We start from the raw sequence: 26880 nt of genomic DNA, 5'->3' as shown, positions 1-26880 counted from the left end.
CGCGCGACGGCGTCGCGCATCTCATCGCGCACGGCCACCGCCGGATCGGGTCCCCCGGATTCCACGGGCGCTCTGTACACCAGGGACGCCGTATCAGAGGTGTACGTGAGCGACGGCGAAAGGCGAGGGTCGAGCAGGGCGTGTGATGGAGCAGTGCCATCGCCGGCCAGGACGCCGCACACCACCAAGGAGCCGACAAGATGCTCGCGGACTCGGCCCGGGCGGCCGGGTGCGCCGACGCCGGCACTGCAGGCCCACGGACGGTCATGACATCCGCCGTTCGACAAGGGCGCGCGTCGTCGGCACCTGGCCCTTCCTCAGCGCCTGGCGACCGGTATGACCGCGCGCCACACCGTCCATGTGGTGGGGGCTTCATCACGGCCCTGTCTGCAACCGGACCGCTCATCGATCGAACCCCCACACCCCGGCACCACGAACAGGGGGTGCGGCCTCGGGGGCCCGTCGTCTGCCGCACACTTGAAACTCCGCGACGCCTCCCCCCTCGCCCTGGCACGAACGTCCCACGCACGAACGAACGGACTCATGAACCCCGAAACGCTTCTGGACGTACTGCTGGACGCGGCCCGTCAGGCTCCCGGACAAGTCGTCGTCCACGTCCGCGGCGACGGCAGTGAGAGGGCCGTCACCTTCCGGCACCTCCTGGACGAGTCCCTGCGCGTCGCGGGCGGCCTGCTCGACGCGGGGGTCGCGCCCGGTACCTGCGTGCCCCTGCTCGCCGAACGCAGCGAGGACTTCCAGGTTATGTTCTGGGGTGCCCTCGCGGCCGGTCTGGTCCCGGTGCCGCTCGCACCGGACGCCCGGCGGGTCGGTCCGGTGTGGGAGCACCTCGGCCGCCCGCCCATCGTGGCGGACGCGGCGTGCGCGGACGTGGCCGGCGAACTGCCACAGCCGGTCCAGGTGTTGCGGCTGGAGACGTTGCGGGAGTGCCCCACACCTGGTCGGCCCGCCACGCCGGTCCCCGGCGACCTGGCATTTCTTCAGTTCTCGTCCGGCAGCACCGGGGCCCCCAAGGGGGTGGAGCTCACCCACGCCACTGTGGTGGCCAACCTGCGTCAGATCATCGTCGCCTCCGACCTGTCCGAACGCGACGTCCTGGTCAGCTGGATGCCCTACTTCCACGACATGGGCCTCATCGGTACCCATCTGGCGCCGTTGGCGGCGCACGCGAAGCAGGTGAAGATCGGTCCGCTCTCGTTCGCGAAGAGTCCGCGCCTGTGGGTCGACGTGGCAGCCAGGCACCGGGCCACGGTCCTGTCGGCCGCCAACTTCGCGCTCGCGCTGGCCGTTCGGCGCATACCCGACGAGGTGCTCTCCGGGCTCGACCTGAGCTCCGTACGGCTGATCCTGGTGGGCGCCGAACCGATCTCCGCGACGGTGTGGCGGGCCTTCGCCGCCAAGATGCGGCAGACAGGGCTGGACCCGCGGGCGGCGACTCCCGTGTACGGCCTGGCCGAGGCCACCTTGGCGGTCACCTTCCCACCGCTGGGCGAAGTGGCCGTTCCGGTCGCCCTGGAGCGGGCGGCGTTCAGCCGGGGCCGGGCCGTGGAGTGCGAACCGGGCGGCGACGTCCTGGAGGTGATGGACGTCGGCGTACCGCTGCCCGGCTGCTCGGTCCGGATCACCGACAATGCCAGCCGGCTCCTGGGGGACCGGCGGGTGGGACACATCGAGGTGAGCGGCCCGCAGGTCGCCCGCGGTTACCACCGGTTGCCGGAGACGACGGCCGAATCCTTCACCGGCACCTGGCTGCGCACCGGGGACATGGGATTCCTGCGGGACGGCAGGCTGTGTGTCAGCGGGCGGCACAAGGACGTCCTCTTTCTCAACGGCCGGACCTTCCACGCCCCCGACATGGAGGAGGTCGCGAGCGCGAGCCCCGGACTACCGGCAGGAATCCCGGTGGTGATCGGCTCGACCGACCCGGCGACCGGCGGCGAGCGGGTCGTCGTCCTCGTCCCCTGGGCCAGGCCGCCACGCGGCGCCGCCGAGGTCCTGGACGAGGTCGCACGGCGGATCCGTGCCGCGCTGCGCCACGACGACGTACGCGTTCTCGCGCTGCCACCGTCGGCCTTTCCGCGGACCACGAGCGGCAAGGTGCGGAGGCATCGCATGCGGGCGCGTTTCGAGGCGGGTTCGTACCGGCCCCTCGCGCAGTCCGGACACCCGGACGACGCCGCGGCCGGGTCGCGGGTCGGGCCGCAGGGCCCGCGCCCGGCACCGCGCCACCGCGGTGACGTACGGCAGACGGTGCGCGACGCCTGGGCACGCGTGCTGGGAGTGTCCGAGGCGTCCTTCGGAGACCAGGACCGGTTCGCCGATCTGGGCGGTACCTCGCTGAAGGCGATGGAGACGCTCGCCGAGCTGGAGCGGGACCTGGGCATCACCCTGGGTCCCGCCGTGATGCGCAACGACACCGTCGCCACGCTCACCGATCATCTGCTGGCAGCGACGGGGAAGAACGCGGCGGGGAGGCCGGCCGCGGCCGAACGGGGGGTACCGCACGCGGCGGGCGACACGAGCGCGACAGCGGTCGTCGCGATGGCCTGCCGGTTCCCCGGTGCGAGCACGCCGGAGGAGTTCTGGGAACTGCTGACAGCCGGCCGTGACGCCGTCACCGAGGTCCCACCGGACCGCTGGAGCGCCCCGCGCGCCGAGCAGGCGCCGGCCGGGCCGCCGCCCGCCGTGTCCGACGGACGCCGAGGGGCGTTCCTCGACGACCCCTACGCTTTCGACGCCGGGCATTTCGGCATCGGCGACGAGGAAGCACGCACGCTGGACCCCCAGGCCCGGATCTTCCTCGAACTGGCTCATGAGGCCCTGGAACGAGCCGGTTACGCCGGACCCCGACGGGTCGGCCTGCGGGTCGGTGTCTTCGCCGCCGCCTCGGACAGTGGCTACCGGCAGGTCCTCGCGGACGGTGCCGGCTCCGCCCCGGCACCGTCCGCGACGGCCCTGACGGGCAATCTGCCCAACCTGGTGGCGGCCCGGGTGTCGCACTGCCTGGACCTGGACGGCCCGGCGCTGGCCGTGGACACCGCGTGCTCGTCGGGTCTGGTCGCCCTGCACCTGGCGCGGCGCAGCCTCGCGGACGGCGAGTGCGACCTCGCCGTCGTCGGCGGAGTCAACCTCCTCCTCACCTCGGACGGGTACCGGGCCCTGGAGGCCGCACAGGCTCTGTCGCCCGGCGGACGCAGCCGCGCCTTCAGCGCGGCGGCCGACGGGTTCGTACCCGGTGAGGGAGGCGCGGCCTTCGTCCTGCGACGCCTGCCGGACGCCCACCGGGACGGCGACGAGGTCCTCGCCGTCGTGCGGAGCACCGCGGTCAACAACGACGGCGCGTCGCTGAGCCTGATGGCGCCCAACCCCCTGCGGCAGCGGGAGGTGATCACCCGCGCTTACGAGGTCTGCGGTGTCGACCCGGCGTCCGTCACCTATGTCGAGGCCCACGGCACGGGCACGGCCGTGGGCGATCCCATCGAGCTGCGGTCCCTGGCGCACGCCTTCCCGGCCGCTCCGGACGGACGGCCGCGGCTGCTCGGCTCGGTGAAGACGAACATCGGACATCTGCTGAACGCGGCTGCCCTGCCCGCACTGGTGAAGGTGGCGCTCGGACACGGCAGGCTGCCCGCCTCCCTCCATCACACGCCGCCGTCGCCCGCGGTCGAGCGGTCCGGATTCGCGCTGGTCACCGAGCCGGTCGCCTGGCCGTCGTCCGGCGCGTCAGGCGCATCCAGCCCGTCCGACCCGTCCGGCCCCCGCAGAGCCGGCGTCAACGCCTTCGGGTTCGGCGGCACGAACGCGCACGCGGTGCTTGAGCAGGCGCCGCCGGCTGCGGAGCCCGGTCCGCGCCGGGACGGCGGTCCTCACCTGATGACACTGTCGGCGGGCAGCAAGGCCGGTCTGGACGCCTGGGCGTCCTGTCTCCTGGAGCACGTCTCCGTCCACCCGGAGCTGGACGAGGGCGATGTGTGCCTGGCCGCGTCGACCGCTCGCGACGAGGGTGCTCACCGCCTCGCCGTGGTGGCCGACGGCGATCTCCGGGAACGCCTGGCCGTGGCGATGGCTCCGAGCGGTGATCCCCGCCCGGGAACGGTCACGGGGACGGTCACGAACCGTCCGCGGACCGTCTTCGTGTTTCCCGGCCAGGGCGCGCTCCGGCCCGGCCAGGGCCGTGCGCTCCACGCGACGGCACCGGTCTACCGCGACACACTCGAAGAGGCGTCCGCCCTGGTCGGCGCGGTGAACGGTCGGGAGCTGACCGGCTGGTGCGTCGACGCCGACGTGGAGGCGGCGGCCCAGGCCGCCACCGAGGTGGCGCAACCGCTGCTCGTGGCCCACGGGGTGGCGCTCGCCCGGCAGTTGTCGGCCTGGGGAGTACAGCCGGACGCGCTGGTCGGGCACAGCGTCGGCGAACTCGCCGCGGCCTGCGCCGGCGGAATGCTGTCGCTCGCCGACGCGCTGGAATTCGCGGCGGAACGCGGACGGCTCATGGGGACGTCGACTCCGCCGGGCGCGATGACAGCCGTGCGGGGAGCCGACGAGGAGAGCGTGGCCGCCCTGGTCGCGGAGGCGTCGGGGGAACTCGCCGTCGCCGCGTACAACGGTCCCGGCAGGCTGGTGCTCTCCGGTAGCCCCGGCGCGATCGCGCGGGCGGCGGAGGAACTCTCCGCGCGGGGGGCTGCCCTCCGCACGCTGGAGGTGTCGCGCGCCTTCCACTCGCCCCTGATGGAACCGATCGCCCAGGCCCTGGCCGACGCGGCGCGCACCGTGGAGGTCACAGCTCCCGGCCGGCCGGTGATGAGCACGGTCACCGCCCAGTGGCATCCGCCCATGGACCCGGACCACCTGCGTGCACACGCTCTGCGGCCCGTGCTGTTCGGGCAGGCCGTGACGCGGCTGCTGGAGGAGGGCTACGACACGTTCGTGGAAATCGGCTCGCAGGAGAGCCTCACCGGTCTCGTGCGTGCGGCTGCGGCCAGGCACCGCGGTGCCGGCACGGCCGGTGTCGACCGAGAGGCGCTCGTGCTGTCCGCCCCCTGTCAGCCGGAGCGTCTGCGAGCGTCCCCGGACGGCGTCGCGGGCGGGGCACGGGAACTGCTGACGACGGTGGCGCGCTTGTGGGCACGCGGTGCGGAGCTGAACCGCACGGAACTCGACGCGGGCCACCGGCGGGTTCCCCTGCCCCCTTACCCCTGCCAGCGACGCCGCTACCGGCCCGGGGCCGGGCAGCACGAACTGCTGCGCCGTCTCACCTGGCGGACCGATCCCCTGACCACGGACCGTCACAGCGGACCCGTACTGGTGACCGGCGCCGACCCGACGGCCGTGCACGAGCTCACGCGACGCCTCGCGGCACAGGGCGTACAGACGGACGTGCCTCCCGGCACCCGTCCCGAGACGGTGCTGCTCCTGGCCGGACCGGCCGGTCACGGCACGGCAGCGGAGTTCGACCGGATCCAGCGTGAGCTGGTCAGGGCGTTCCGGGAGGCTCTCACCCTGTTCGTCGCGAGGAAGGCCCACCGGCTGCTGGTCGTGACCGAGGACGCACACGTCACCGGACACGGACGCGAGCGACCGGACCCGGCACAGGCGGTACTGGGCGGTCTGGCGCTGGCCGTGCCGTCGGAGCATGTTGGAGCGGTGGCCAACTGGGTCGACCTCTGTTCACTGGACGACACCGGGCAGCGGCTTGCGGCCGTCCTCGCCGAGGTGACGGCGCCGCAGGCGGTCGGCGCCGTCGCCTGGCGGGACGGACAGCGGCTGGTGCGGACCGTCGCGGTGCGGACGGCGGACCTGCCCGACCGCCGGCACCGGCTGCCCGCCGACGGCACCTTCCTGATCACGGGCGGCGCCGGGGGCCTCGGTTCCGCGCTCGCCCGGGAACTCGCCGGCCGCGGTCGGCCGGTGCTCCGGCTCACGGGGCGTTCCCCGCAGCCGCCCGCCGGTCTGCTGGAAGAACTCACCGGTCTCGGCGCCGACGCCCGCTACCACCGGGCCGACCTCACCGTGCCCGACGACGTCGAGGCGCTGGTGGCGGCGCTGCCACCGGTGGACGGTCTCTTCCACGCCGCCGGAGTGGTGCGGCCCGGCAGTCTGCGCGCAACCGGGGCGACGGAGACGGTGGAGGCGATGGCAGCGAAGACGCTCGGTACCGTGCTGCTGTCCGAGGCGCTGCGCCGGCGGGGCCGGCACCCCGAGGTGTGCGTGGCGTTCTCCTCCGTCTCCTCGGTACTGCCCGGACTGGCCGGGGCGCTCGGTTCCTACGCGGCCGCGAACTCCTTCCTGGACGCGTTCGCCGGCGCCGAGCGGCAGGCGGGGCGGCCCTGGCTGTCGGTGAACTTCGGGCCGTTCGCGCAGACGGGTCTCGCCACGGCGTTCGCCGGTGATGTCCTCACTCATGGGGGAGGCCGCCCGCTGGCGACCGCGCCGGCCCTGGCCGCCCTGCTGTCCGCCTGTGGCACGGACCTGGCTCAACTGGTGCTCGCCGACCGGACGGTGCCGCCGGATCGCGCGTCCACCCGGCCTGTGCAGTCGTACGGGCCATTGCCCACGCCACGGTCCACGGCCGGACACCCGCCCGCCGCGCGTGATGCGGTGACCTCCGGATCCGGCACCACCGCGGTGCTGCGAGAGCTGCTGTCGCGGTCACTGGGAGTCCCGGAGACCGCCGTGGACGACGACACGCCGTTCCTCTCGATGGGGCTGGACTCGCTCGGCGCGGTCGATCTCGTCAAGCGGCTCGAACGCAGAGTGGGGCGGCAACTGCCCGCCACGCTGTTCTTCGAACACCGGACGGTACGCGAGCTGACAGCCCATCTGGACATGTACACCAGGACCGTCGCGGACACGGAGGGGGTGCGAGAGCCTTCTCCCGCGCCCTTGGCGCACTCCGCCCCGTTTCCCCTGACCCCCGTCCAACTGGCTCTGCACACCAGCAGCCGGCTGCACCCCGACGTACCGGCCCGCGGTCACCTGCGGATGACGGTCCGCGGCCCCCTGGACACCCATGTACTGGGCCTGGCGCTGGCCGAACTGGCGGACCGGCACGGCATGCTGCGCGTGCGGGTTGACGACTCCGGCATCGGGCCGGTACAGCGCCTGGCACCCGCCGCGCCGCTGTCGACCTGGTACGAGGTCCGCGAGTGCGGTGCGGAGCAGGTGGCCGAACTGGAGACGGTGCTGTGCAACCAGCCCTTCGACCTCGCCGCGCAACCGCCGGTGCGGGCCGTACTGCTCCGTCAGGAGCCCTCTTTCGCACACCTGTTGCTGGTGGTGCATCACGCGGCGGTGGACGGCTACAGCCTGAACATCCTGGCCGAGGACCTGTGGTCGCTGTACGCCGTGCTGTGGCGGGGGGCGCGTCCGGCCCCGGAGCCGGACGCGCCGAGCTTCGCGGCATACGCCGCGCCGAGCGCCCGGTCCGCAGGCACCGGCGCGTCGGACGCCGACCGCCGTTACTGGGCGGACCGCCTGGCAGGGAGGCGCGAACCGCTGCGGCTGCCGTACGACGGTGATCCCGACGCGCCCCCCTCGGGCCCTCTCCGGCAGCACTACGGCTCGCTCGACGCGACGCTCACCGCCCGCCTGGAACGGCTGGCCGCCGCACACGAGGTGTCCCTGTTCCATCTGCTGCTCGCCGCCTACGTACGCTGCCTGGGGCGGTGGACGGGGCGCCGGGACATCGCGGTCAACGTGGCCCGTGCCCGGCGTGAAGAACGCTTCGAGGGCATGGACCGGCTCGTCGGTCCCCTCGCCGACACCCTTCCACTGCTGTGCGAGACAGCCCTCGACGAGCCGGTCACGGCGCTGGCCGAACGGTTGCGCCGCACCTGGCTGGAGAGCGAACGGCATTCCGCGGTGAGCAGTCTGGATCTCGCCGGCCTCCTGCCCGGATGAGCGGTGAAGTCCGCTCGTGGCGGCTCCATATGCACATCGACTACACCTTGACCGAGTTCGCACGGTGGATCAATCCGATCGTCCGTGGCTGGATGCAGTACTACGGTGCGTTCTATCAAACCGAGCTGTATCCCCTCCTCAGGCGCATCAACTACTACCTGATGCGCTGGGTCCGAAAGAAGTTCCGACGGCTGAAGACCTTCAAGAAATTCCACAAGCGTTGGATCTCGCTTGGGATAGCGCCAGGTGAGCGCCTCCTCATCGGGAACGTGCAGCAAGGTGCTGCATCCCGCTCCTTCGATAGATACTCGACCTTCAGCCGGATCAACGTGCCTTCCACCAAGGGAAGTTCGCCCTCGTGATCGAGCCATGCCGAGCGGTGGGTCCGCCTGCCACTGCCCCGCGGCGATGAGCCGCTCGACGACTCCTCGCAGCTGGACGGCAGTGACAGCGGTTGCGTCGTCGACCGGGCCGAGCCGCACGGCGTCCAGGATCGCGGTCCAGGAGGTGGCACCCGGCTCCAGCACGGCGACGAAGGAGTAGGGCCACCCCGGAATGAACTGCGAGGCTGCTTTCGCGCGGCCGTAGACGTGGCAGAACAGCCGATCCGCCGAGCACGGCGCGTCCGAGCGAAGCCACGGCGACACATCGACCGCCATCACCAACCGCCCGCCATCGAAACGAGGCAGCGACAGCCCGGCCAGCACCGTCCGAAGCCGATCCACGTCGATCCGGCCATGGTTCAAAGCCCCGTACATGGCTCCGTGCCCACGACGATGCTCGGGCAACAGCGTCAAGTCGACCGGAGACTTCACCGCCCCGTCAGCACACAACACCGCGTCGGACAGCTCGAACAACTCGTCACGCCGTGCGGCCAGGCACGCGTAGAACTCGCCCCGGAAGCGTGACGCTTCCGCGAACGCTTCCCCTCGGACAGCATCAGGCAGCAGACTCATCCTCACGGCCTTCGTCTTGGTCACGTGCACCTTGGTCGGAGCACATGATCAGACGAAGGCCGCCCCCACGTCCGGCGAACCTCCTGGTGAGCGACCCAGTTCGAGACGCCGTTCGAGACCGGTAGAAAAAGAACAAGCTAAGGCTGTGTCCTACATGGTGAGTTGGGGTAGCCGACTCCCATGAGGAGTGGGCGATGGGACTGGATTGTTCCGGTCGGTTTGTGGGAGATCGCCGAGCCGCTGCTGCCGGCCGCCCGGGTGCGGCCGCAGGGTGGCGAACATCGATGATGAGGCGGTGTTCGCCGCGATCATCTATGTGCTGGTCAGCGGCTGTGCCTGGCGGGCCTTACCGCCGTGCTTCGGGGCGTCGAAGTCGACCGTGCACCGCCGGTTCGTCATCTGGTCCCGTGCCGGCGTGTGGGGCCGGCTGCACCAGAGAGTTCTTCAACTTCTGGACGAGCAGGGCCTGGTCGATCTGTCCCGGGCGGTATTGGACTCAGCGCACGTCCGGGCTAAAAAGGGGGCGAACTTGCAGGTCCGAGCCCCGTGGACCGCGGTAAGCCCGGTTCCAAGATGCACATCCTGTCCGACGCGGACGGACTGCCCCTACGCGTCGGGCTCTCCGCGGCCAATACCCACGACAGTCTCGCACTGAAGCCGATGCTGTCCCATTTCCACATGGGACACGAATCCCACGCGGCGGAATCGAAACCTCGGCGGAAGATTTCAAGTCCAGTGAGACGGTCGTATCGCTATGGGGTTTGTGGTGCGGGTTCGCGGCGCTTGGCCGGGTCGTTGATCCAGGCCGTTTGGGGTATCTCGGGTGGTCGGGGGCGGCGGCCGAAGCGTTCGGGGTGGCGGGCGTATGCCTCGGCGAGGGTGACCGCGCGCTGATCGCGGACCTCCTCGGCGGTCCCGAAGTGCACGGAGGCGGGTGTGTGCCAGCCGATCCCCGAGTGCCGGTGCTCATGGTTGTAGTACGCGATGAACGCGTCGAACCACTCGCGGGCGTGGGCCAGCGAGTCGAACCGTTCGGGATAGTCCGACATGTACTTCGTGGTCTTGAACTGGGCCTCGCTGTAAGGATTGTCGTTGGAGACCTTCGGCCGCGAGTGCGACCGCGACACACCCAGGTCGATCAGCAGCTGGGAGACCTTCTTGCTCGTCATCGAGGTGCCGCGGTCCGCGTGCACCGTCTCGGGCACGATGCCGTTGCGGGTGATCGTCTCGCGGATCAGCTCCTCGGCACGCACCGCGGATTCGGCCCGCTCGACGGTGTGGCCGACGATGTACCGGCTGAAGATGTCGATGATCACGTACGCGTGATACCAGACGCCCTTGAGCGGTCCGGCCGCCTTGGTGATGTCCCAGGTGAACACCTGCGACGGCGCGGTGGCGACCAGCTCGGGCACCGCCTTGGCGGGATGGGTGGCCTGCCGCCGGCGCTCGCCGGACTGCCCCCGCTCGCGCAGGATCCGGTACATCGTCGAGACCGAGCAGTGATAGCGCCCGGCATCCAGCTCACGCGCCCAGATCTGCGCGGGCGCAAGCTCGGCGTACTCCTCGCTGTTCATCAACTCCACTACGGCCGCACGCTCTTCGGCTGTCAGGGCCAACGGCTGCACCTGCGGGACACGTGCTCTGCGCGGTGGTACCGGCCGCAGCCGGCGGTAATGGGTGGCCCGAGAGCGCCCGGTCAGCCGACAGGCCGCCGTGATGCCCAGCTGAGCCTCGACGCCGGTGAACGCCTCGTCCACGACAGGGCCGGCGGCAGGATTCAGTCCGCGCTCTCGGAGATCATTTCCAAGAGCGCGGAAGCTTTTCCCATGACTTCCAGTGCGGCCTTGTTCCGGGCCAGTTCCTTCTCCAGCCGTTCCACCTGGCGGCGCAGTTTCTCGTTCTCCGTCTCGGCGGCCGGCTTCTTCGGCCTCGCCGGGCTGGTGCGCTTGTCGACCAGCTTTTCCAGGGCCCCGGCATCCCGCGCGGCCCGCCACTCGGTGACGTGCGAGTGGTACAGGCGCTCGCGGCGCAGGACCGCGCCCTTCTCGTTCCTGGGCGCGGCGTCGTACTCGGCGACGATCCGCAGCTTGTACTCCGGACTGAACGAACGGCGCTTCGGCCTGGGGGCCGGGTCGGATCCCGTGGGATTGGTACTGGTCATGAGGGGATAGTTCTCCTGTCAGTGCCCTCTCAGGCTAACCCGCCGAAGCGAGACGTCTCACCCAAGGCTGACAGAGAGGGGGACGAGGACGCGCCCCGTCGAGCCGGACAGGGCTTCCAGCGCGGACTGCCCCTCGACAGGGTCCGCGAGACCATCGTGATCCCCCGGAGGATCCTCTTGCCCGAGCAGACGAGCCTGATCGCCCGCATGTGCGATGCCGAGGCAGCCTCGCTCAACTGGGCTCTGGCGAAGCTCGGTGTCCCCGGGGGTGTGTCATCCCTGTTGTCAGCTCCTCCGGACCCTCGTCCGGTCCCCCTCTGGACACCTTGAGGCCGACCTCCGGCATGGGGAACCTCAGGAGAACCGACAAGGGGAGGGCTACAGGCCCCGCCAACAGTTTGATCCAGACGGGCCGCTCTCCTTGGGCCGCTCCAGTAACCGGGCCTGGGAGGCATTGCGCATCTCCAGGCCCGGCAAACCAGCCCGTTCCTACTCGTGCATGCGGGGGCGCCACTCTGTCGCTGCGGGCACCGCCACGGGGCAGCAACGCCAGCAGTCAGATTGTTCGCCAGCAAGGCCCGTAGGGGCAAAGCGCTCGAGACGGGACAGCGTGACGCTGGATGAATGTCTACTCGCCTATAACGCCGGGACGGCTGCACCGACGTCCGGCCGAGCCGCACGGATCGCCGCGGCCAACGCATACAGATGCGGATCGAACATGGCCCGATACTTCGTGGGCGGCGAATGCATCGACACGAACCGCACTTGCGGGTCGCCGACGGGGACGTGGGACGCCACCGTCACCGCCGCTACTCGGACGTTGCGAGGCCACTCCGACGACAACTCTGCGTAAAGTCTGACGGATGCTCAGATATCCCTGACGTGTCGTCAACCATTCAAGATCATCTTGCACGTGCGTTGCACAAGGTGCTGAAAAACAACAGTGATCAATGGAGGGTCGTGAAGGTGAGTACCCGCAGATCAGCTGGCATGTTGAGGTGTCGTGCCCCTTGCCTCCAAGGGGCACGACATCGCGCCGGTCAGATGTCGCGGAAGATCTCGATCTGGGCGCCCACCGAGTTCAGGCGCTCCGCCAGGTCCTCGTAACCGCGGTTGATCACGTACACGTTGCGCAGGACCGATGTGCCCTCGGCCGCCATCATCGCGAGCAGGACCACCACGGCCGGTCGCAGGGCGGGCGGGCACATCATCTCGGCGGCGCGCCAGCGGGTGGGGCCCTCGACCAGGACGCGGTGGGGGTCCAGGAGCTGGAGCCTGCCGCCGAGGCGGTTGAGGTCGGTCAGGTAGATGGCCCGGTTGTCGTACACCCAGTCGTGGATCAGGGTCTGGCCGTGCGCGGAGGCCGCGATGGCGGCGAAGAACGGCACGTTGTCGATGTTGAGGCCGGGGAACGGCATCGGGTGGATCTTGTCGATCGGCGCCTCCAGCTTGGAGGGGCGGACGGTCAGGTCCACCAGCCGGGTGCGGCCGTTGTCGGCGGGGTACTCCGGCGTCCGGTCGCAGTCGACGCCCATCTCCTCCAGCACCGCGAGCTCGATCTCCAGGAACTCGATCGGTACCCGGCGGATCGTCAGCTCGGACTCCGTCACCACCGCGGCGGCCAGCAGGCTCATCGCCTCGACCGGGTCCTCGGACGGGAAGTAGTCGACGTCCACGTCGATCTGGGGGACCCCGTGCACGGTCAGCGTCGTCGTTCCGACGCCCTCGACCTTGACGCCCAGTGCCTCGAGGAAGAAGCACAGGTCCTGGACCATGTAGTTGGAGGACGCGTTGCGGATGATCGTGGTGCCGTCGTGCCGGGCGGCGGCGAGCAGCGCGTTCTCGGTCACCGTGTCCCCGCGTTCGGTCAGCACGATGGGGCGGTCGGGGGAGACCGCGTGGTCGACCTGGGCGTGGTAGAGGCCGTCGGTCGCCGCGATCTCCAGACCGAACCGGCGCAGCGCGATCATGTGGGGCTCGATGGTGCGCGTACCGAGGTCGCAGCCGCCGGCGTACGGCAGGGTGAACTGGTCGACCCGGTGCAGCAGCGGGCCGAGGAACATGATGATGGACCGGGTCCGGCGCGCGGCGTCCGCGTCGATCGACGCGAGGTCGAGATCGGCGGGCGGGACGATCTCGAGGTCCACGCCGTCGTTGATCCAGCGGGTGCGCACCCCGATGGAGTTCAGCACCTCCAGCAGCCGGAAGACCTCTTCGATGCGCGCCACCCGGCGCAGCACCGTACGGCCTTTGTTGAGGAGCGTGGCGCAGAGCAGCGCGACGCACGCGTTCTTGCTCGTCTTGACGTCGATGGAGCCGGAGAGCCGGCGGCCACCCACGACGCGGAGGTGCATGGGGCCGGCGTAGCCGAGGGACACGATTTCGCTGTCGAGAGCTTCGCCGATACGGGCGATCATCTCAAGGCTGATGTTCTGGTTGCCGCGCTCGATCCGGTTGACCGCGCTCTGGCTGGTGCCGAGCGCGTCGGCCAGCTGCGTCTGTGTCCAGCCCCGGTGCTGACGGGCGTCACGGATGAGCTTGCCGATGCGTACGAGGTAGTCGTCTTCCATGCCCGCACGTTATCTCAGATATGAGATGAAGATCGCAGCAGGGCGGGTGTCGCGCAATCGGTGTCGTCAGTCGGTGCCGTGAACTGTGCCGCGAACCGGTGTCGTGAACCGCGCCGCAGCCCCGCCCCTTCGAATGGTCCGTCAGGCTCGGCGTACCGGCACGCCGAGCGCGTCCGTACGGGCGGTGGCGGTCAGCCCAGCCACCGGCCGTCGCGCATGAGGTGGCGTCCCCGCATCTCGTTCGCCTCACGCCATGCCTGGACGCGCTGTGGGCGGATCAGGAAGTACTGGTACGCCTGTTCGTCGGGCTCGCGCGGATCGAAACCGGTCTTGGCCACGAACGCGTCGCCCGTCCCGGCAGCGAGGTCCCCGATGCGCACCGGTTCGGCGATTCCGTCGACCATGACGACATCGCGGGTCGGTCCGAAGCTGAGGCGTACCCGGGCGTCCGCCAGCAGGTTGCGGCCGGTGATCGAGGTGCGCGGCGTCGAGACCAGGATCGCGGTCCCGTCCCACAGGAACGAGAGCGGGACGAGGTGGGCCCCGCCCGGTGTGCCCGACGTCGCGACCCACACGTCGATGTCGCTCTCCAGCCGCGCGCGCGTGTCGCGCAGCCTCTCCTCAAGTCCACGGGGCGGTGCGTCCGTCATGCTTCCTCCAGTCACTTCGTCCATGCGGTTTTGTACGCCGGGCTCGTCCGGTGCATCGGGGCGGATCGTTTCCAGGCTGCCGGCCGAGAGCTCAGGACTCGGCTGCCGGCGACGTGGCCTCCCACGCGAAGCCGTCGGGGTCCGTGAACGGCCCGCCGTCGCCGCCGATCGCCAGCCGGTGGGAGCCCGTGCCGTCGGGGGAGACGCCGGCATCCTTCGCCAGGGCCCGGCGCCGGTACAGCGCCAGCTTGACGGGGCTCGACCCCACGGCGAACTCGACGTACATACGGCCGAAGCTCTTCTCCACGACGAGCCCGTGGCCGACGTGGAACCGCTTGCTGGCGGCCACGTCCGCGACGCCCAGCAGGAGCACGATGTCGTCGATCTGCCGGCCGGCAGGTCCGGTGTCCTTCTTCGCCGACGTCGCGATCTTCCAGATCGTCCCGTCGGGAGCCTGGACGACCCCGCCGTAGCCCCAGAGCGACTTCGCGGCGGGCTTCACGGTCGTGGCGCCGGCGCCGAGGGCCGTCTCGATGAAGCTGTCGACGGTGGAAGGCTGGGACACCGTGAGCGACAGCGTGAATCCACGGAAGCCGGTGGTGGGTGCCTCCGAGGCGCGCAGACGGATCTGCGTGTCCAAGCCGAAGGCGGTGGTGTAGAAGTGCTCGGCGGCCGCGGTGTCGGCCACGTCCAGGGTGATGGTTTCGATGGATGCCATGGTCATGACGCTAGTGGGGGTGCGGGGGCGGTGCTTCTTGATTCCTGACCGGTCCAGTCAGTTGCGCGGCCACCCATGAGGGCGTCCCCACGGCGACTGTGCCCCTCGCGCCGCTCCGACAGTCGCCGGGCGATATGCCGACCCGCTCGGTGAAGCGGGCGCTGAAAGTCCCCGGTGACGGGCAGCCGACCGCGGAAGAGACCTCGGTGATGCCCAGGTCGCCACTTCGCAGCAGTGCCGTGGCGCGCTCGACGCGACGCGCCATCAGGTACGCGTACGCCGACTCGCCGTAGGCCAGCCGGAACTGGCGGCCGAGGTGCCCGGCCGGCATGTTCGCGGCGAGGGCGAGCGCCTCGGCGTTCAGCGGCTGTGCGTACTCACGGTCGATCCGGTCGCGGACGCGGCGCAGTCGCGCGAGTTCGCTCAGCCGGTGCGCCGCCGTGCGTGCGCGGGCCCACGAGGGGTGACACATGGGAACTCCTCCTCATCGATGGTCCGTGCGCACCTGGGCGCCGACGTCCGGGGGGCGGGGGACGGCCGGCGAGGCGCTCAACGGCGACGACCGGCTCCCCCGGGGTCGAGGAGCCGGTCGAGGGCTGCGGCCTGGTCTCCTGCTCGGAGCCCTGGAGGTCGCGTGGTGTGCACAGGAGATCGCGATACCGGCCGCAGCGAAAGGGCCTACGGCGGCATCGGCGATCGGAAGGGTCAGCGGAGCTCCTGAATGCGGATCAGGTTGCCCGCAGGGTCGCGGAACGCGCAGTCGCGGATGCCGTACGGCTGCTCGGTCGGCTCCTGGACCACCTCGGTGTCGCCCGCCTGCACCTTCTCGAACACGCCGTCGAGGTCCGGCGTGGCCAGCAGGATCCAGCCGTAGGTGCCCTTCGCCATCATCTCGGAGATGGTGCGGCGCTCGTCGTCGGTGACTCCCGGGTCGGCCGCCGGTGGTGTCAGCAGGATGGACGTACCGGGCTGACCGGCGGGACCGACCGTGATCCAGCGCATCCTGCCCTGTCCGACGTCGCTGCGGACCTCGAAACCGAGGGTGTCGCGGTAGAAGGCCACGGACGCGTCCGGGTCGTCGTGCGGGAGCGCGGTCGTATGAATGGTGATGTCCATGGAGCCGATGCTAGGCGTGGCCTGTAAGCGGCGCTTCTTGATTCCTGACGGATGTGACGTCCGGACGGCATGACGGCACGAGTCCCGGAATCCGCTCATGTCACGCCCTGCGGAGCCGCATCCGGCACGTGCTGCCGGAACGGACCGGCTCCAGGCCGCTGGAGTAGTCGCCGGGCTCTCGGACTCCTCGTACGGCGTTGCGGGGTCGGCGTGAGCGTGCCGACGGCCAACTGAGCCCTGCTGAGGCCACGGACGGCTTGATCTGCTGGGATTCAGATCAATCAGCCCGGTCCTCATTCCCCCTGAGCGGCAGGGCTGGTGGTACTGCGACCACGGCCCGAAGTCCGCCGTCCCGCAGGACGGTCACCGGCTGTCCCGGGCGTGCCATCGAGTCGGTCACGGTGCCCAGCCTGCCAGGGGCCGCCGCGGCCGTCGCCTGGTCGGCGTGCTGACCACCGCGCGAGTAGGTTCATCGAGACAGCGTTGAGGCAGCGACTCGATCAAGTGAGACAGGACAACGGCGCCCGGGCATGACCGCGCGGCGGCGATGTACTAGAGTTATCTCGACATCGAGATATCTGCCGAGGCGTACCGCAGCCGCCGCCCGGTAAGGGTTACCTAACTAATTCTTGCCTTAGCGGATGGTGGGGCCGTAGGCGGCACCACGCGACGCCGGCCGCCAATGACGCGCGGCGCGGTAGTACGCGCACATTGAAGAAGGAGACTGTCGTGTCGGCGAACAGCTTCGACGCCCGCAGCACACTGCGTGTGGGCGACGAGTCGTACGAGATCTTCAAGCTGGACAAGGTCGAGGGCTCCGCGCGCCTCCCTTACAGCCTGAAGATCCTGTTGGAGAACCTGCTCCGCACCGAGGACGGCGCGAACATCACCGCCGACCACATCCGGTCGCTGGGTAACTGGGACTCGCAGGCCCAGCCCAGCGAGGAGATCCAGTTCACGCCGGCCCGCGTGATCATGCAGGACTTCACCGGCGTCCCCTGCGTCGTGGACCTCGCGACCATGCGTGAGGCCGTGAAGGAGCTGGGCGGCGACCCGGCGAAGATCAACCCGCTGGCCCCGGCCGAGCTGGTCATCGATCACTCCGTCATCGCCGACAAGTTCGGCACCAACGAGGCGTTCGCGCAGAACGTCGAGTTGGAGTACGGCCGTAACAAGGAGCGCTACCAGTTCCTGCGCTGGGGCCAGACCGCCTTCGACGAGTTCAAGGTCGTTCCCCCGGGCACCGGCATCGTCCACCAGGTCAACATCGAGCACCTGGCCCGTACGGTCATGGTCCGCAACGGCCAGGCGTACCCCGACACCCTCGTCGGCACCGACTCGCACACCACCATGGTCAACGGCCTCGGCGTCCTGGGCTGGGGCGTCGGCGGCATCGAGGCCGAGGCCGCGATGCTCGGCCAGCCGGTCTCCATGCTCATCCCGCGCGTCGTCGGCTTCAAGCTGACCGGCGAGCTCCCGGCCGGCACCACCGCCACCGACCTCGTGCTGACCATCACCGAGATCCTCCGCAAGCACGGCGTCGTCGGCAAGTTCGTCGAGTTCTACGGTGAGGGCGTCTCCGCGACCTCCCTCGCCAACCGCGCCACCATCGGCAACATGTCGCCGGAGTTCGGCTCCACCGCCGCGATCTTCCCGATCGACGACGAGACGCTGAAGTACCTCCGTCTGACCGGCCGCGACGCCCAGCAGGTCGCGCTCGTCGAGGCGTACGCCAAGGAGCAGGGCCTCTGGCTGGACCCGGCCGCCGAGCCGGACTTCTCCGAGAGGCTGGAGCTCGACCTCTCCACGGTCGTCCCCTCCATCGCCGGCCCGAAGCGCCCGCAGGACCGCATCGTCCTCGCGAACGCCAAGGAGCAGTTCGCCCAGGACGTCCGCAACTACGTCGTGGACGACATGGAGGCGAGCAAGGAGTCCTTCCCGGCCTCCGACTCCCCGGCCGTGTCCCCCGACGGCGTCCCGTCGAACCCGGTCACCGTGACCGCCCCCGACGGCACGACGTACGAGCTCGACCACGGCGCCGTCACCGTCGCCGCGATCACCTCGTGCACCAACACCTCGAACCCGTACGTCATGGTCGCCGCCGCGCTCGTCGCGAAGAAGGCCGTGGAGAAGGGCCTGACCCGCAAGCCGTGGGTCAAGACCACCCTCGCCCCGGGCTCGAAGGTCGTCACCGACTACTTCGACAAGGCGGGCCTGACCCCGTACCTCGACAAGGTCGGCTTCAACCTCGTCGGCTACGGCTGCACCACCTGCATCGGCAACTCCGGCCCGCTGCCGGACGAGGTCTCCAAGGCGGTCAACGAGCACGACCTGGCCGTGACCTCGGTGCTCTCCGGCAACCGTAACTTCGAGGGCCGGATCAACCCCGACGTCAAGATGAACTACCTGGCGTCCCCGCCGCTGGTCGTCGCGTACGCTCTCGCCGGTTCGATGAAGGTCGACATCACCAAGGACGCCCTCGGCGTCGACCAGTACGGCAAGCCCGTCTACCTCCAGGACATCTGGCCCTCCGAGGCCGAGGTCAACGACGTCGTCGCCAACTCCATCGGCGAGGACATGTTCAACAAGTCCTACCAGGACGTCTTCGCGGGCGACGCCCAGTGGCAGGCGCTGTCGATCCCGACCGGCAACACCTTCGAGTGGGACTCCGAGTCCACCTACGTGCGGAAGCCCCCGTACTTCGACGGCATGACGATGGAGACGACCCCGGTCGAGGACATCACCGGCGCCCGTGTCCTCGCCAAGCTGGGCGACTCGGTCACCACCGACCACATCTCCCCGGCCGGTGCGATCAAGGCCGACACCCCGGCCGGCAAGTACCTCACGGAGCACGGCATCGAGCGCCGTGACTTCAACTCCTACGGCTCGCGCCGTGGTAACCACGAGGTCATGATCCGCGGCACGTTCGCCAACATCCGCCTGCGCAACCAGATCGCGCCGGGCACCGAGGGCGGCTTCACCCGCGACTTCACCCGGTCCGATGAAGGTGCGCCGGTGTCGTTCATCTACGACGCCTCGCAGAACTACCAGGCCGCGGGCACCCCGCTCGTCATCCTGGCGGGCAAGGAGTACGGCTCCGGCTCGTCCCGCGACTGGGCGGCCAAGGGCACCGCGCTTCTGGGCGTCAAGGCCGTCATCGCCGAGTCGTACGAGCGCATCCACCGCTCGAACCTCATCGGCATGGGCGTCCTGCCGCTGCAGTTCCCGGAGGGCCGGACGGCCGCGTCCCTCGGCCTGACCGGCGAGGAGACCTTCTCCTTCACCGGAGTGACCGAGCTCAACAACGGCACCACGCCGCGCACGGTGAAGGTCACCACCGACACCGGAGTGGAGTTCGACGGCGTCGTCCGCATCGACACCCCCGGCGAGGCGGACTACTACCGCAACGGCGGCATCCTGCAGTACGTGCTCCGCAGCCTGATCCGCAACTAGCGCGCACCGCACACCACTGAGGGCCGCACCCCGTCGTACGGGGTGCGGCCCTTCGGCCTGTTCCACGGCTTCCCGAGAGGGTCAGCCGGCCGCCGGAGTCCGGTGCACACCGGTGATCCGGCACTTCGTGTCGCGCGGGGCCTCGCCGAGCCCCTGCGCCTTCTTCTTCGCCGTCCGTCCCGGCGCGAGGCCGACCACCCCGACGATTCCGTCCGTCACCCGGGCGCCGTCCCCGTCCACGAACTCCACGGTCACGACGTAATCCGCCGCGGCCCCGGAGCCGTTGACCATCTCCATCCGGGCGGACGGCCACGCCGTCACCGAGTCCACCGTGCACCCGGCGATCCGGACGTCCTCCTCGGCATCCGTACCGGCGGGCGTAGGACTGGCCGTGACCGTGGGCTCCTGGCTGGGCAGCGACTCGGCCGACGGAGCTCTGCGCGGCTTCCCGGACTCCGTGAGGGCGTCGCCCAGGAAGTACAGGAAGGTGCCCAGGAGGGCCAGCACGAAGAGCCCACCCCCGACGGACAGGCCGATGGCCAGCCCCGCACCGCCGCTCTTGCGCGGAGGTGGCTTACCCCACCCGGGCGGGGTCGCCCACGGCTGGTGCTGGTGCGGCGGTGGCGGTGGCGATGGTGGCGGTGGAAAACTGCCGGATATGAGGTCCCCCCCTCGGCAAAACGTGCAGGCAGGACCCCAACGGTATGTGACCACCGCTTGAGGCCCGCACGAATTCCGCCCACCCGGCGGCCCGGAACACCAGCACGGGCTGTCGGTCCGAGGCGATCCGAGCCAGGGATGCCTCCGGCGACCGTGCGGCAGCCCTCGCCCAATCGTGTGCGGAGCGGCCCTGCGGACGGCGCGCCACCGCCCCGAACATGCCGATGCACGCCCCCGAGCAGAACACGCACTCGCCCAGTTGCTCCTGGGACATTCCGGCGGCCTCGCGCATCAGCCGCAACTCGGCACCGTAGAAGGCGCGGGCATGGGTGTACGGGTCCAGGTCCTTCGGCAGCGGCGTGGGCGACAACCTGGAGTCGCGGGGGCGCGTCGCAAGGGGGATCGGGCAACGGCCGTCCGCAAGTGCGATCGTGGGCCCGCGCGTTCGCACCTGCGACAGCCGCGCCATCGATACAGGGGGTGCCGGCGCAGGTGCGGACGGAGGCCTCACGGCTCGGGCACGCGGACGTCGTCCTGGCGCACTCCCACTTCCTGCTCGTGCTCACCGCCCGCCATCTGCGGCTGGCCCCCGCCGGCGGTGAGCTGTTCCAGCTCGCCACGGGGGCGGTCTCCCGGCTCGGTGCGGAGCACGGCAAGCCGGTCATCACGACGCTCAACATGGCTCTGCCGGAACGGCTGTTCGGGGCAGCGGGGGCCTGAGCGCGACGGCCCCGCCGACGGCTTCGCACCCGCCCCACCGACGGCCCCGCGACGGTCGTGCGGGCGGCCGGCACCTGGTCCCCGAGGTACCGGCCCGAACCCGTGCGGCGTTCAGGCCGCCTTCTTCAGTGAGGTGAGGTGGGCGAAGACCACCACGTTCGCGGAGTAGCCCGCCTTCGCGTCGAAACGCCCGCCGCAGGTCAGCAGCCGGAGTTCGGGCCGCCCGGTCTCCCCGTACACCGTGTCGTCGGGGAACTTGTCCTTCGTGTACGTCTTCACCGCATCGACCGTGAACACCGCGGTCCTGCGGTCCGCGCGCACCACGTTGACCTTGTCGCCCCGGCGCAGTGCGTTGAGGTTGAGGAAGATGGCGGGACCGGTCCGGGTGTCCCGGTGGCCCACGAGCAGGGCCGTGCCGTTCTCACCGGGTGACGGCCCCTTCTCGTACCAGCCCGTCAGCTTGGGTCTGCTCAACGGCGGGACTTCGAGCCGGCCCTTCTTGTCGAGGCCGAGTCCGGCGACCGGCGCCTCGATGAAGATGGCGGGAATGGCCACCTTCATCGGGCGGGAGGGCACCAGAGGGGTGTGCGAGGCGGGCACGTGCTCCTCCGGTGTGTGGGGTGCCCGTCGGAACGGTTCCCGCCCGCCGCCCGCGGCGTCGCTGCCGCGGGCGGCGGTGGCCGACCGGGTGTCATCGGAGGAGTCCGAGGACACCCAGACGATGCCGGCCACCAGGGAGAACGTCACGCACAGCGTCATGGTGAGACGGCAGGCGCGCGTCGGTCCTCGTCGTCGCCGTCGGCAGCGGGCGTTACGCCTCGCCACGGGCACGGCGACGAGCGGACCGGCGAACCATGATCAGGCCCGCGGCTCCGGCGGCCCCGGCCACCAGCGCGGCGGCGGTTCCGGCGCTCGAGTCGCTCTCGGAGCTGATGGGCTCCATGTCCGGGACACCGCCGCCGCCCGCGGGGACCGCGCCGATCGGCTTCTGCGGGTGGTGGGGCTTGCCGCCGCCGTGACCGCGGTCGGGGCACTCGACCTTGAAGCTCTTCTGCTTCGGGCCCGCCGGGACGACCCACACCAGCTTGTACGTGCCCTCCGGGAGCAGGTACGGCTCACTGCGCGCACTGCCGTTGATGAGCGGAAGAGTGGCCAGCAGGGTGTTGCCTGGCGGCACGGTAGGGGGCTGCTCGGTGATCGTCCAGGGGACCGAGGGGAACGACTCGAAGTTGCTTGCCGCGAGCACGAACTTGCAGACCTCGACGCCGTCGCGGTCACCGCGCGAGTGCCAGCTGACCGAGCGGATGTCGATGTTGCCGCTGTCGCCGGGGAGGGCGTAGGCGGCGGGTGCTCCGGCCAGGGTGGCGCCGGCGACCGCGACCGCGACGGCCACCTTGGCGCCCGTGCGGACGCTGCGGGAGTGGACGGAACTGGAGATGCGCATGAAGGCTCCTTCAAGCCGAGATGATTGTCGTACTGATCACCTGATCGCCTAAGGGATGCCATGAATCATCGTAAAAGTCCGATAAGACACGAGAACATGTCAGAAGTGCCCTGATCGGCCGACAGCACAGGAGTGGAAACCGGGCGTCCGGGCCGGATCCGAGCCGGATCAAGGCCATAGCAGAGTCGGATCAAGGCCATGGCGAAGCCGTATCAACGCCGTTTCAAGGCCGTTTCGAGGCCGGACAGAGCGGTGCCCCCTCCGGCAGACCTCGCCGAAAGGGGCACCCCGTGCATCAGTTGAGCGTTCAACCCGTCACTTCTGGCCGAGGAGCTCGATCTCCGCCAGCGTCGCCGTGCCGTCGACGACCAGCCGGTACGCCGTGTACGAGCCAGGCCGGCCGACCGAGAACACCCGGGTCTGCCTGTCCCAGGCGAACGACTGGGCGGACCGCTTGTCGAGGTCCTTCCACGTCGTACCGTCCGACGAGCCCTGGAGTACCCAGCCCGCCGGGGCGTCCTTCGCGGCGGACGAGGTCAGCGTGTACTGGAGTGCCTTCGTGGCCGAGGCCACCGGCAGGTCCACCGACTCGACCGAGGCCTTCGTGGCCGAGGTGTTGTCGAAGAGGGCGCCCTCGCCCTTCAGCACGTCCGCCTTCGGGTCCGGTACGTCGTCGTCCTGGGTGATCGAGACCGGCGCCGCGTTCTTGCCGGTGCCCCACGCGGAAGGCTTCGCGCCCATGTCGAACTCCAGCACGCCACCCTTGGCCAGCAGGTCGTGCGGCAGTGAAGTCGACTTCCACTTCTTGCCGTTGACCTTCAAGCCTTGAACGTAGACGTTCTTCGCGCTGTTCTTCGGAGCCTTGACGACCAGGTCGCGGCCGTTCTCCAGGTGCACCGTGGTCTTCGTGAAGAGCGGCGAGCCGATCGCGTACTCGCCACTGCCCATCACCAGCGGGTAGAAGCCGAGCGAGGAGAAGAGGAACCAGGCCGACTGCTCGCCGTTGTCCTCGTCGCCGTGGTAGCCCTGCCCGATCTCGCTGCCCGTGTAGAGGCGGCCGAGGACCTCGCGGACCTTCTCCTGCGTCTTCCACGGCTGCGAGGCCGCGTCGTACATGTACGTGGCGTGGTGGGCGACCTGGTTGCTGTGGCCGTACATGCCCATCCGTACGTCTCGGGCCTCCGTCATCTCGTGGATGACGCCCCCGTACGAGCCGACGAACTGCGGTCCCGCGGTCTCCGGTGTGTCGAAGTACGTGTCGAGCTTCTCGGCGAGGCCGGCGCGGCCGCCGTAGAGGTTGGCCAGACCGCGGCTGTCCTGCGGGGCGGTGAAGGCGTAGCCCCAGCCGTTGGTCTCGGTGTAGTCGTAGCCCCAGATCCGCGGGTCGTACCGCTCGGACGGGACCCGCCAGTCACCCTTGGCGTTCCTGCCCTGGAAGAAGCCGGCCTTGTCGTCGAAGAGCTTCACGTAGTTGCGGGCACGGTTCAGGAAGTAGTCGGACTCCTCCTTGTAGCGCGCGTTCTTCGTCTTCTTGTAGAGGGCCTTGCCCATCTGCGCGATGCCGTAGTCGTTGAGGTAGCCCTCCAGCGACCAGGAAAGTCCCTCGTGGGTCGAGGTGTCCGCGTATCCGGTGAAGGGTGAGGTCTCCATGCCCTTGCGGCCGACGCCGGAGGACGGCGGGACGACGGTGGCGTTCTTCAGGGCCGCCTCGTACGCGGCCTCCGCGTCGAACTTCACGCCCTTGACGTACGCGTCGGCGAACGCCACGTCCGAACTGGTACCGGTCATCAGGTCCGCGTAGCCCGGGGACGACCAACGGGAGACCCAGCCCCCGTCCTTGTACTGCTGGACGAAGCCGTCCACCATCTCGCCGGCCTTCTTCGGGGTGAGGAAGGAGTAGGCGGGCCACGTCGTGCGGTAGGTGTCCCAGAAGCCGTTGTTGACGTAGACCTTGCCGTCGACGATCTTCGCGCCCGTGTGCGTCGGGGTGTCGGGACCGGTCTGCGGTGAGAAGGGGCTGGCGTACCTGTCCTTCCCGTCGACCTTCTCGAAGCCCGAGTTCGGGTACAGGTACAGCCGGTAGAGGCTGGAGTAGAGCGTGGTCAGCTGGTCCGCGTTCGCCCCCTCGACCTCGACCTTGCCCAGGATGCGGTCCCAGGCGCTCCGCGCCCGGTCCCTGGTCTCCTCGAAGGAGGCGGACTCCGGGATCTCCATGGCGAGGTTCCGCTTGGCCTGGTCCACGCTGATGAGCGAGGTCGCCAGGCGCAGCCCGACCGTACGGTCCTCGCCGGCGTCGAAGCGGAAGTACCCGGTCACATCGGCGCCGCCACCGCCGCTCAGCTTGCCGCTGCCGGTGACCGGCGCGTCGAAGACTCCGTGGACGAAGAGCCGGGTGGCTCCGGTCGAGAGGCCGCTCTTCACGTCGGAGAAGCCGGTGAAGGAACCGGTCTTCGCGTCGAGGGTCAGCCCGCCGGCGTTGGAGATGTTGTCGAAGACCATGCTCGCGTCGTCACCGGGGTAGGTGAAGCGCATACGCGCCGCGTGGTCGGTGGGCGTCATCTCGGCCTTGAGTCCACTGTCAAATGTCACACCGTAGTAGTGCGGCTTCGCTGTCTCGTTCTCGTGGCGGAACGGCAGCGCGCGCGCCGAGCGGGAGGCGTCCGGCGTGCCCTCGGCCGCCGACGGCATCATCTGGAAGGTCTGGCGGTCGCCCATCCAGGGGCTCGGCTCGTGGCTGGCGCTGAACGCCTGGATCTCGGGGAGGTTGTCCTCGTTGTTGCCCCGGGCGTAGTCGTACAGCCAGCTCGTCGAACCGGCGTTGGTGACCGGCGTCCAGAAGTTGAAACCATGGGGGACGGCGGTGGCCGGAATGTTGTTGCCGCGCGAGAACCCGCCGCTGGAGTTCGTGCCGCGGGTGGTCAGCGCGTAGTCCGCCAGGTGGGCCTTGCGCTTCTCCGGCGCCTTCGGCGCGATCCTGATGTCGTCGATCCAGCCCTGGAACTTCGACGGGCCCTTGGGGGAGTCGTACGCCACCAGGACACGGTCGACGGTCTTGCCCGCCGCGACGGTGCCGATGCGCGAGGCGACCTTGTTCCACTGGTTCACGTACAGCCGCTTGGCGTCGGCCTGGCCCTGCGGGGTCAGCACACCGCCGTGGCTGTCGGTCGCCTTGAGACCACTGAGGTAGGTGCCGTCGGTGAAGGCGAGGTCGACCGCGATGTGCGTCGCCGGGTAGGCGAGGTCCGTCTCGCCCATCTGCGGGTAGACGAGGTAGGAGAGCTCGGTGTCCTTCGTGACGGCCGTGTCCACGTCGAAGACCTTGTTGTACGAGTAGGCCCGGCCGTCCGGCTTGTGCGTACCGGCGTAGCGCAGCGCCTTCCTTCCGCTGAACCCGGCGCCCGACTTGGCGGTGGGGGAGCCGGACGGGCCGCGGTCGGCCTGGCTGCGCATCTCGTCAGGGACGGGCGCGGAGGTGTCGCCGTCGGAGAACTGGACGTCGGCGAGCTGGAGTACGTCCGAGGCGCCGTTGTTCTTCGTGATCTCCAGACGGAAGTGCTGGTAGGCCGCGTCGGAGGTGAAATCATATGACTTTGTCTGGAAACGTTCGGAGAAGGTCTGGCCGGCCCGGGTGTCCAGGTCCTTCCACGTCGTGCCGTCGGTGGAGCCCTTGAGCGTCCAGTCACGCGGGTCACGCGCGTCATGGTCGTTGGCCGAAGTGAGTGCGTATGTCACGACTTTCACCGGTTCGGCCAGGTCGAATTCAACCCATCCGGACGGTGTGAACGTCAGCCACTTCGTACCGGACTCGACATCGACGAGATTCTCTTTGACCTCTCCGCTGCCGGTGTTCTCGCCACTTGCGCGCAGGTCCGTCACCTTGTCGGTGACATTGCCCGGTATTCCGGCGGAGAATCCGCCATCTACACCTGACGACCGGTTCTTTCCGTCCGGCCCCTCTTCGACGGTGTTGCGCCAGTCCGGCTGCCTTTCGTCCGCTTCGAACGAGGTGCTGAACTCCCGGCTGCTGTCGACCGGTTGGTCCGGAGCAGCGGAGGGCCGGGCGGCTGCGGTGGATGGAGCGGCCACCACAAGGAGCGAAGCCGCCGCCACGAGGGCGGTGACATGGGCTCTCATATGGACTCTTGTCGCGACTGCATGGACTCTCTTGGTCCCGGTCATCCGGATCATCCCGAGCGATTCCTCCCCTGGAAAAGGCGTTCGACAACGTTGTCAAACGCGATTCGCAGGGTCCAGTAGGGAGGTAAGGGCGCAGTGGTGTCAAGGGTGTTGCCGGGGAAACCGCGCCCGAATCGGCAGTCGTGGGGAAATCGATACCTCGCGGCCGGAGGTGGCCGGATGCGGACGGAGGTCCGGCGCGGCCGGAACGGGGAGGGCGTGGGTAGCGGTGAGGTCTCAACTCGGGAAAGACTGCTGCTCAAACCCGCACTCGATCTTGCTCAGTTGGCGACAAGTGGACTATACCTGTCGGCATCTGCACGGCCGCTTCACGCGGCG

13 protein-coding genes and 4 pseudogenes are annotated in these 26880 nt (G+C 69.7%); 5 read left to right on the top strand and 12 right to left on the bottom strand.

The genetic code is table 11. The features are described 5' to 3' along the window. Positions 1-543: 543 nt before the first annotated feature. Entirely contained in the window at positions 544-7917 is a 7374-nt protein-coding gene (locus F0344_RS05685) for a type I polyketide synthase (protein ID WP_185297730.1), read from the top strand. Continuing rightward, positions 7914-8081: pseudogene (locus tag F0344_RS36730) on the top strand (group II intron maturase-specific domain-containing protein); the annotation flags it as partial. The gene F0344_RS05685 and the pseudogene F0344_RS36730, both read left to right, overlap by 4 nt. On the opposite strand, the pseudogene F0344_RS05675 reads toward F0344_RS36730, so the two are convergent. Then, positions 8081-8873 (bottom strand): annotated as a pseudogene (locus F0344_RS05675) (transposase); the annotation flags it as partial. The pseudogenes F0344_RS36730 and F0344_RS05675 sit on opposite strands and share 1 nt — an antisense overlap. A 180-nt stretch (positions 8874-9053) precedes the next feature. Between F0344_RS05675 and F0344_RS05670 the strand changes: the two are divergent. Then, positions 9054-9593 (top strand): annotated as a pseudogene (locus F0344_RS05670) (IS5 family transposase); the annotation flags it as partial. 32 nt (positions 9594-9625) lie between these two features. Here F0344_RS05670 and F0344_RS05665 read toward each other — a convergent pair. The 7 genes from F0344_RS05665 to F0344_RS05635 form a co-directional block, all read right to left on the bottom strand. Further along, on the bottom strand, positions 9626-10630 hold the full coding sequence (locus F0344_RS05665) for an IS3 family transposase (RefSeq protein WP_185297729.1): 1005 nt from the start codon (positions 10628-10630) through the stop codon (positions 9626-9628). Positions 10631-10650: 20 nt separating this feature from the next. Then, positions 10651-11034: a transposase gene (locus F0344_RS05660; RefSeq protein WP_185297728.1), complete on the bottom strand. Its 384-nt coding sequence runs from the start codon at positions 11032-11034 to the stop codon at positions 10651-10653. A 1040-nt stretch (positions 11035-12074) separates the two neighbouring features. Then, positions 12075-13604, bottom strand: a complete 1530-nt coding sequence (locus F0344_RS05655; RefSeq protein ID WP_185297727.1) for a helix-turn-helix domain-containing protein — start codon at positions 13602-13604, stop codon at positions 12075-12077. Positions 13605-13795: 191 nt separating this feature from the next. Further along, entirely contained in the window at positions 13796-14254 is a 459-nt protein-coding gene (locus F0344_RS05650) for a pyridoxamine 5'-phosphate oxidase family protein (protein WP_185297726.1), read from the bottom strand. 91 nt (positions 14255-14345) lie between these two features. Further along, complete coding sequence (locus F0344_RS05645; RefSeq protein WP_185297725.1) at positions 14346-14972, bottom strand: glyoxalase; 627 nt, start codon at positions 14970-14972, stop codon at positions 14346-14348. 10 nt (positions 14973-14982) lie between these two features. Further along, positions 14983-15444 carry a helix-turn-helix transcriptional regulator gene (locus F0344_RS05640; protein WP_185297724.1) on the bottom strand — a complete coding sequence of 154 codons (462 nt, stop codon included), beginning with the start codon at positions 15442-15444 and terminating at the stop codon, positions 14983-14985. Between the two features lie 233 nt (positions 15445-15677). Beyond that, positions 15678-16088, bottom strand: coding sequence for a VOC family protein (locus F0344_RS05635; RefSeq protein WP_185297723.1), 411 nt, complete (start codon positions 16086-16088; stop codon positions 15678-15680). Positions 16089-16817: 729 nt separating this feature from the next. Here F0344_RS05635 and acnA point away from each other — a divergent pair. Beyond that, on the top strand, positions 16818-19541 hold the full coding sequence (gene acnA / locus F0344_RS05630) for an aconitate hydratase AcnA (RefSeq protein WP_185297722.1): 2724 nt from the start codon (positions 16818-16820) through the stop codon (positions 19539-19541). 81 nt (positions 19542-19622) lie between these two features. On the opposite strand, the gene F0344_RS05625 is transcribed toward acnA, so the two are convergent. Then, complete coding sequence (locus tag F0344_RS05625) at positions 19623-20048, bottom strand: hypothetical protein (protein WP_185297721.1); 426 nt, start codon at positions 20046-20048, stop codon at positions 19623-19625. 633 nt (positions 20049-20681) lie between these two features. Here F0344_RS05625 and F0344_RS05620 point away from each other — a divergent pair. After that, positions 20682-20921 (top strand): annotated as a pseudogene (locus tag F0344_RS05620) (histidine phosphatase family protein); the annotation flags it as partial. Between the two features lie 111 nt (positions 20922-21032). On the opposite strand, the gene F0344_RS05615 reads toward F0344_RS05620, so the two are convergent. The 3 genes from F0344_RS05615 to F0344_RS05605 form a co-directional block, all read right to left on the bottom strand. Continuing rightward, positions 21033-21680 carry a class F sortase gene (locus F0344_RS05615; RefSeq protein WP_185297720.1) on the bottom strand — a complete coding sequence of 216 codons (648 nt, stop codon included), beginning with the start codon at positions 21678-21680 and terminating at the stop codon, positions 21033-21035. Between the two features lie 52 nt (positions 21681-21732). After that, positions 21733-22365 carry a hypothetical protein gene (locus F0344_RS05610; protein ID WP_185297719.1) on the bottom strand — a complete coding sequence of 211 codons (633 nt, stop codon included), beginning with the start codon at positions 22363-22365 and terminating at the stop codon, positions 21733-21735. A 315-nt stretch (positions 22366-22680) separates the two neighbouring features. After that, positions 22681-26499 carry a GH92 family glycosyl hydrolase gene (locus F0344_RS05605; RefSeq protein ID WP_258049682.1) on the bottom strand — a complete coding sequence of 1273 codons (3819 nt, stop codon included), beginning with the start codon at positions 26497-26499 and terminating at the stop codon, positions 22681-22683. Positions 26500-26880 lie beyond the last annotated feature (381 nt).

Origin of the sequence: Streptomyces finlayi, from assembly GCF_014216315.1 — a bacterium.
Classification (GTDB): domain Bacteria; phylum Actinomycetota; class Actinomycetes; order Streptomycetales; family Streptomycetaceae; genus Streptomyces; species Streptomyces finlayi_A.
The sequence above is the reverse complement of the archived record's forward strand: the minus strand, read 5'-3'. Positions and strand labels throughout refer to the sequence as shown.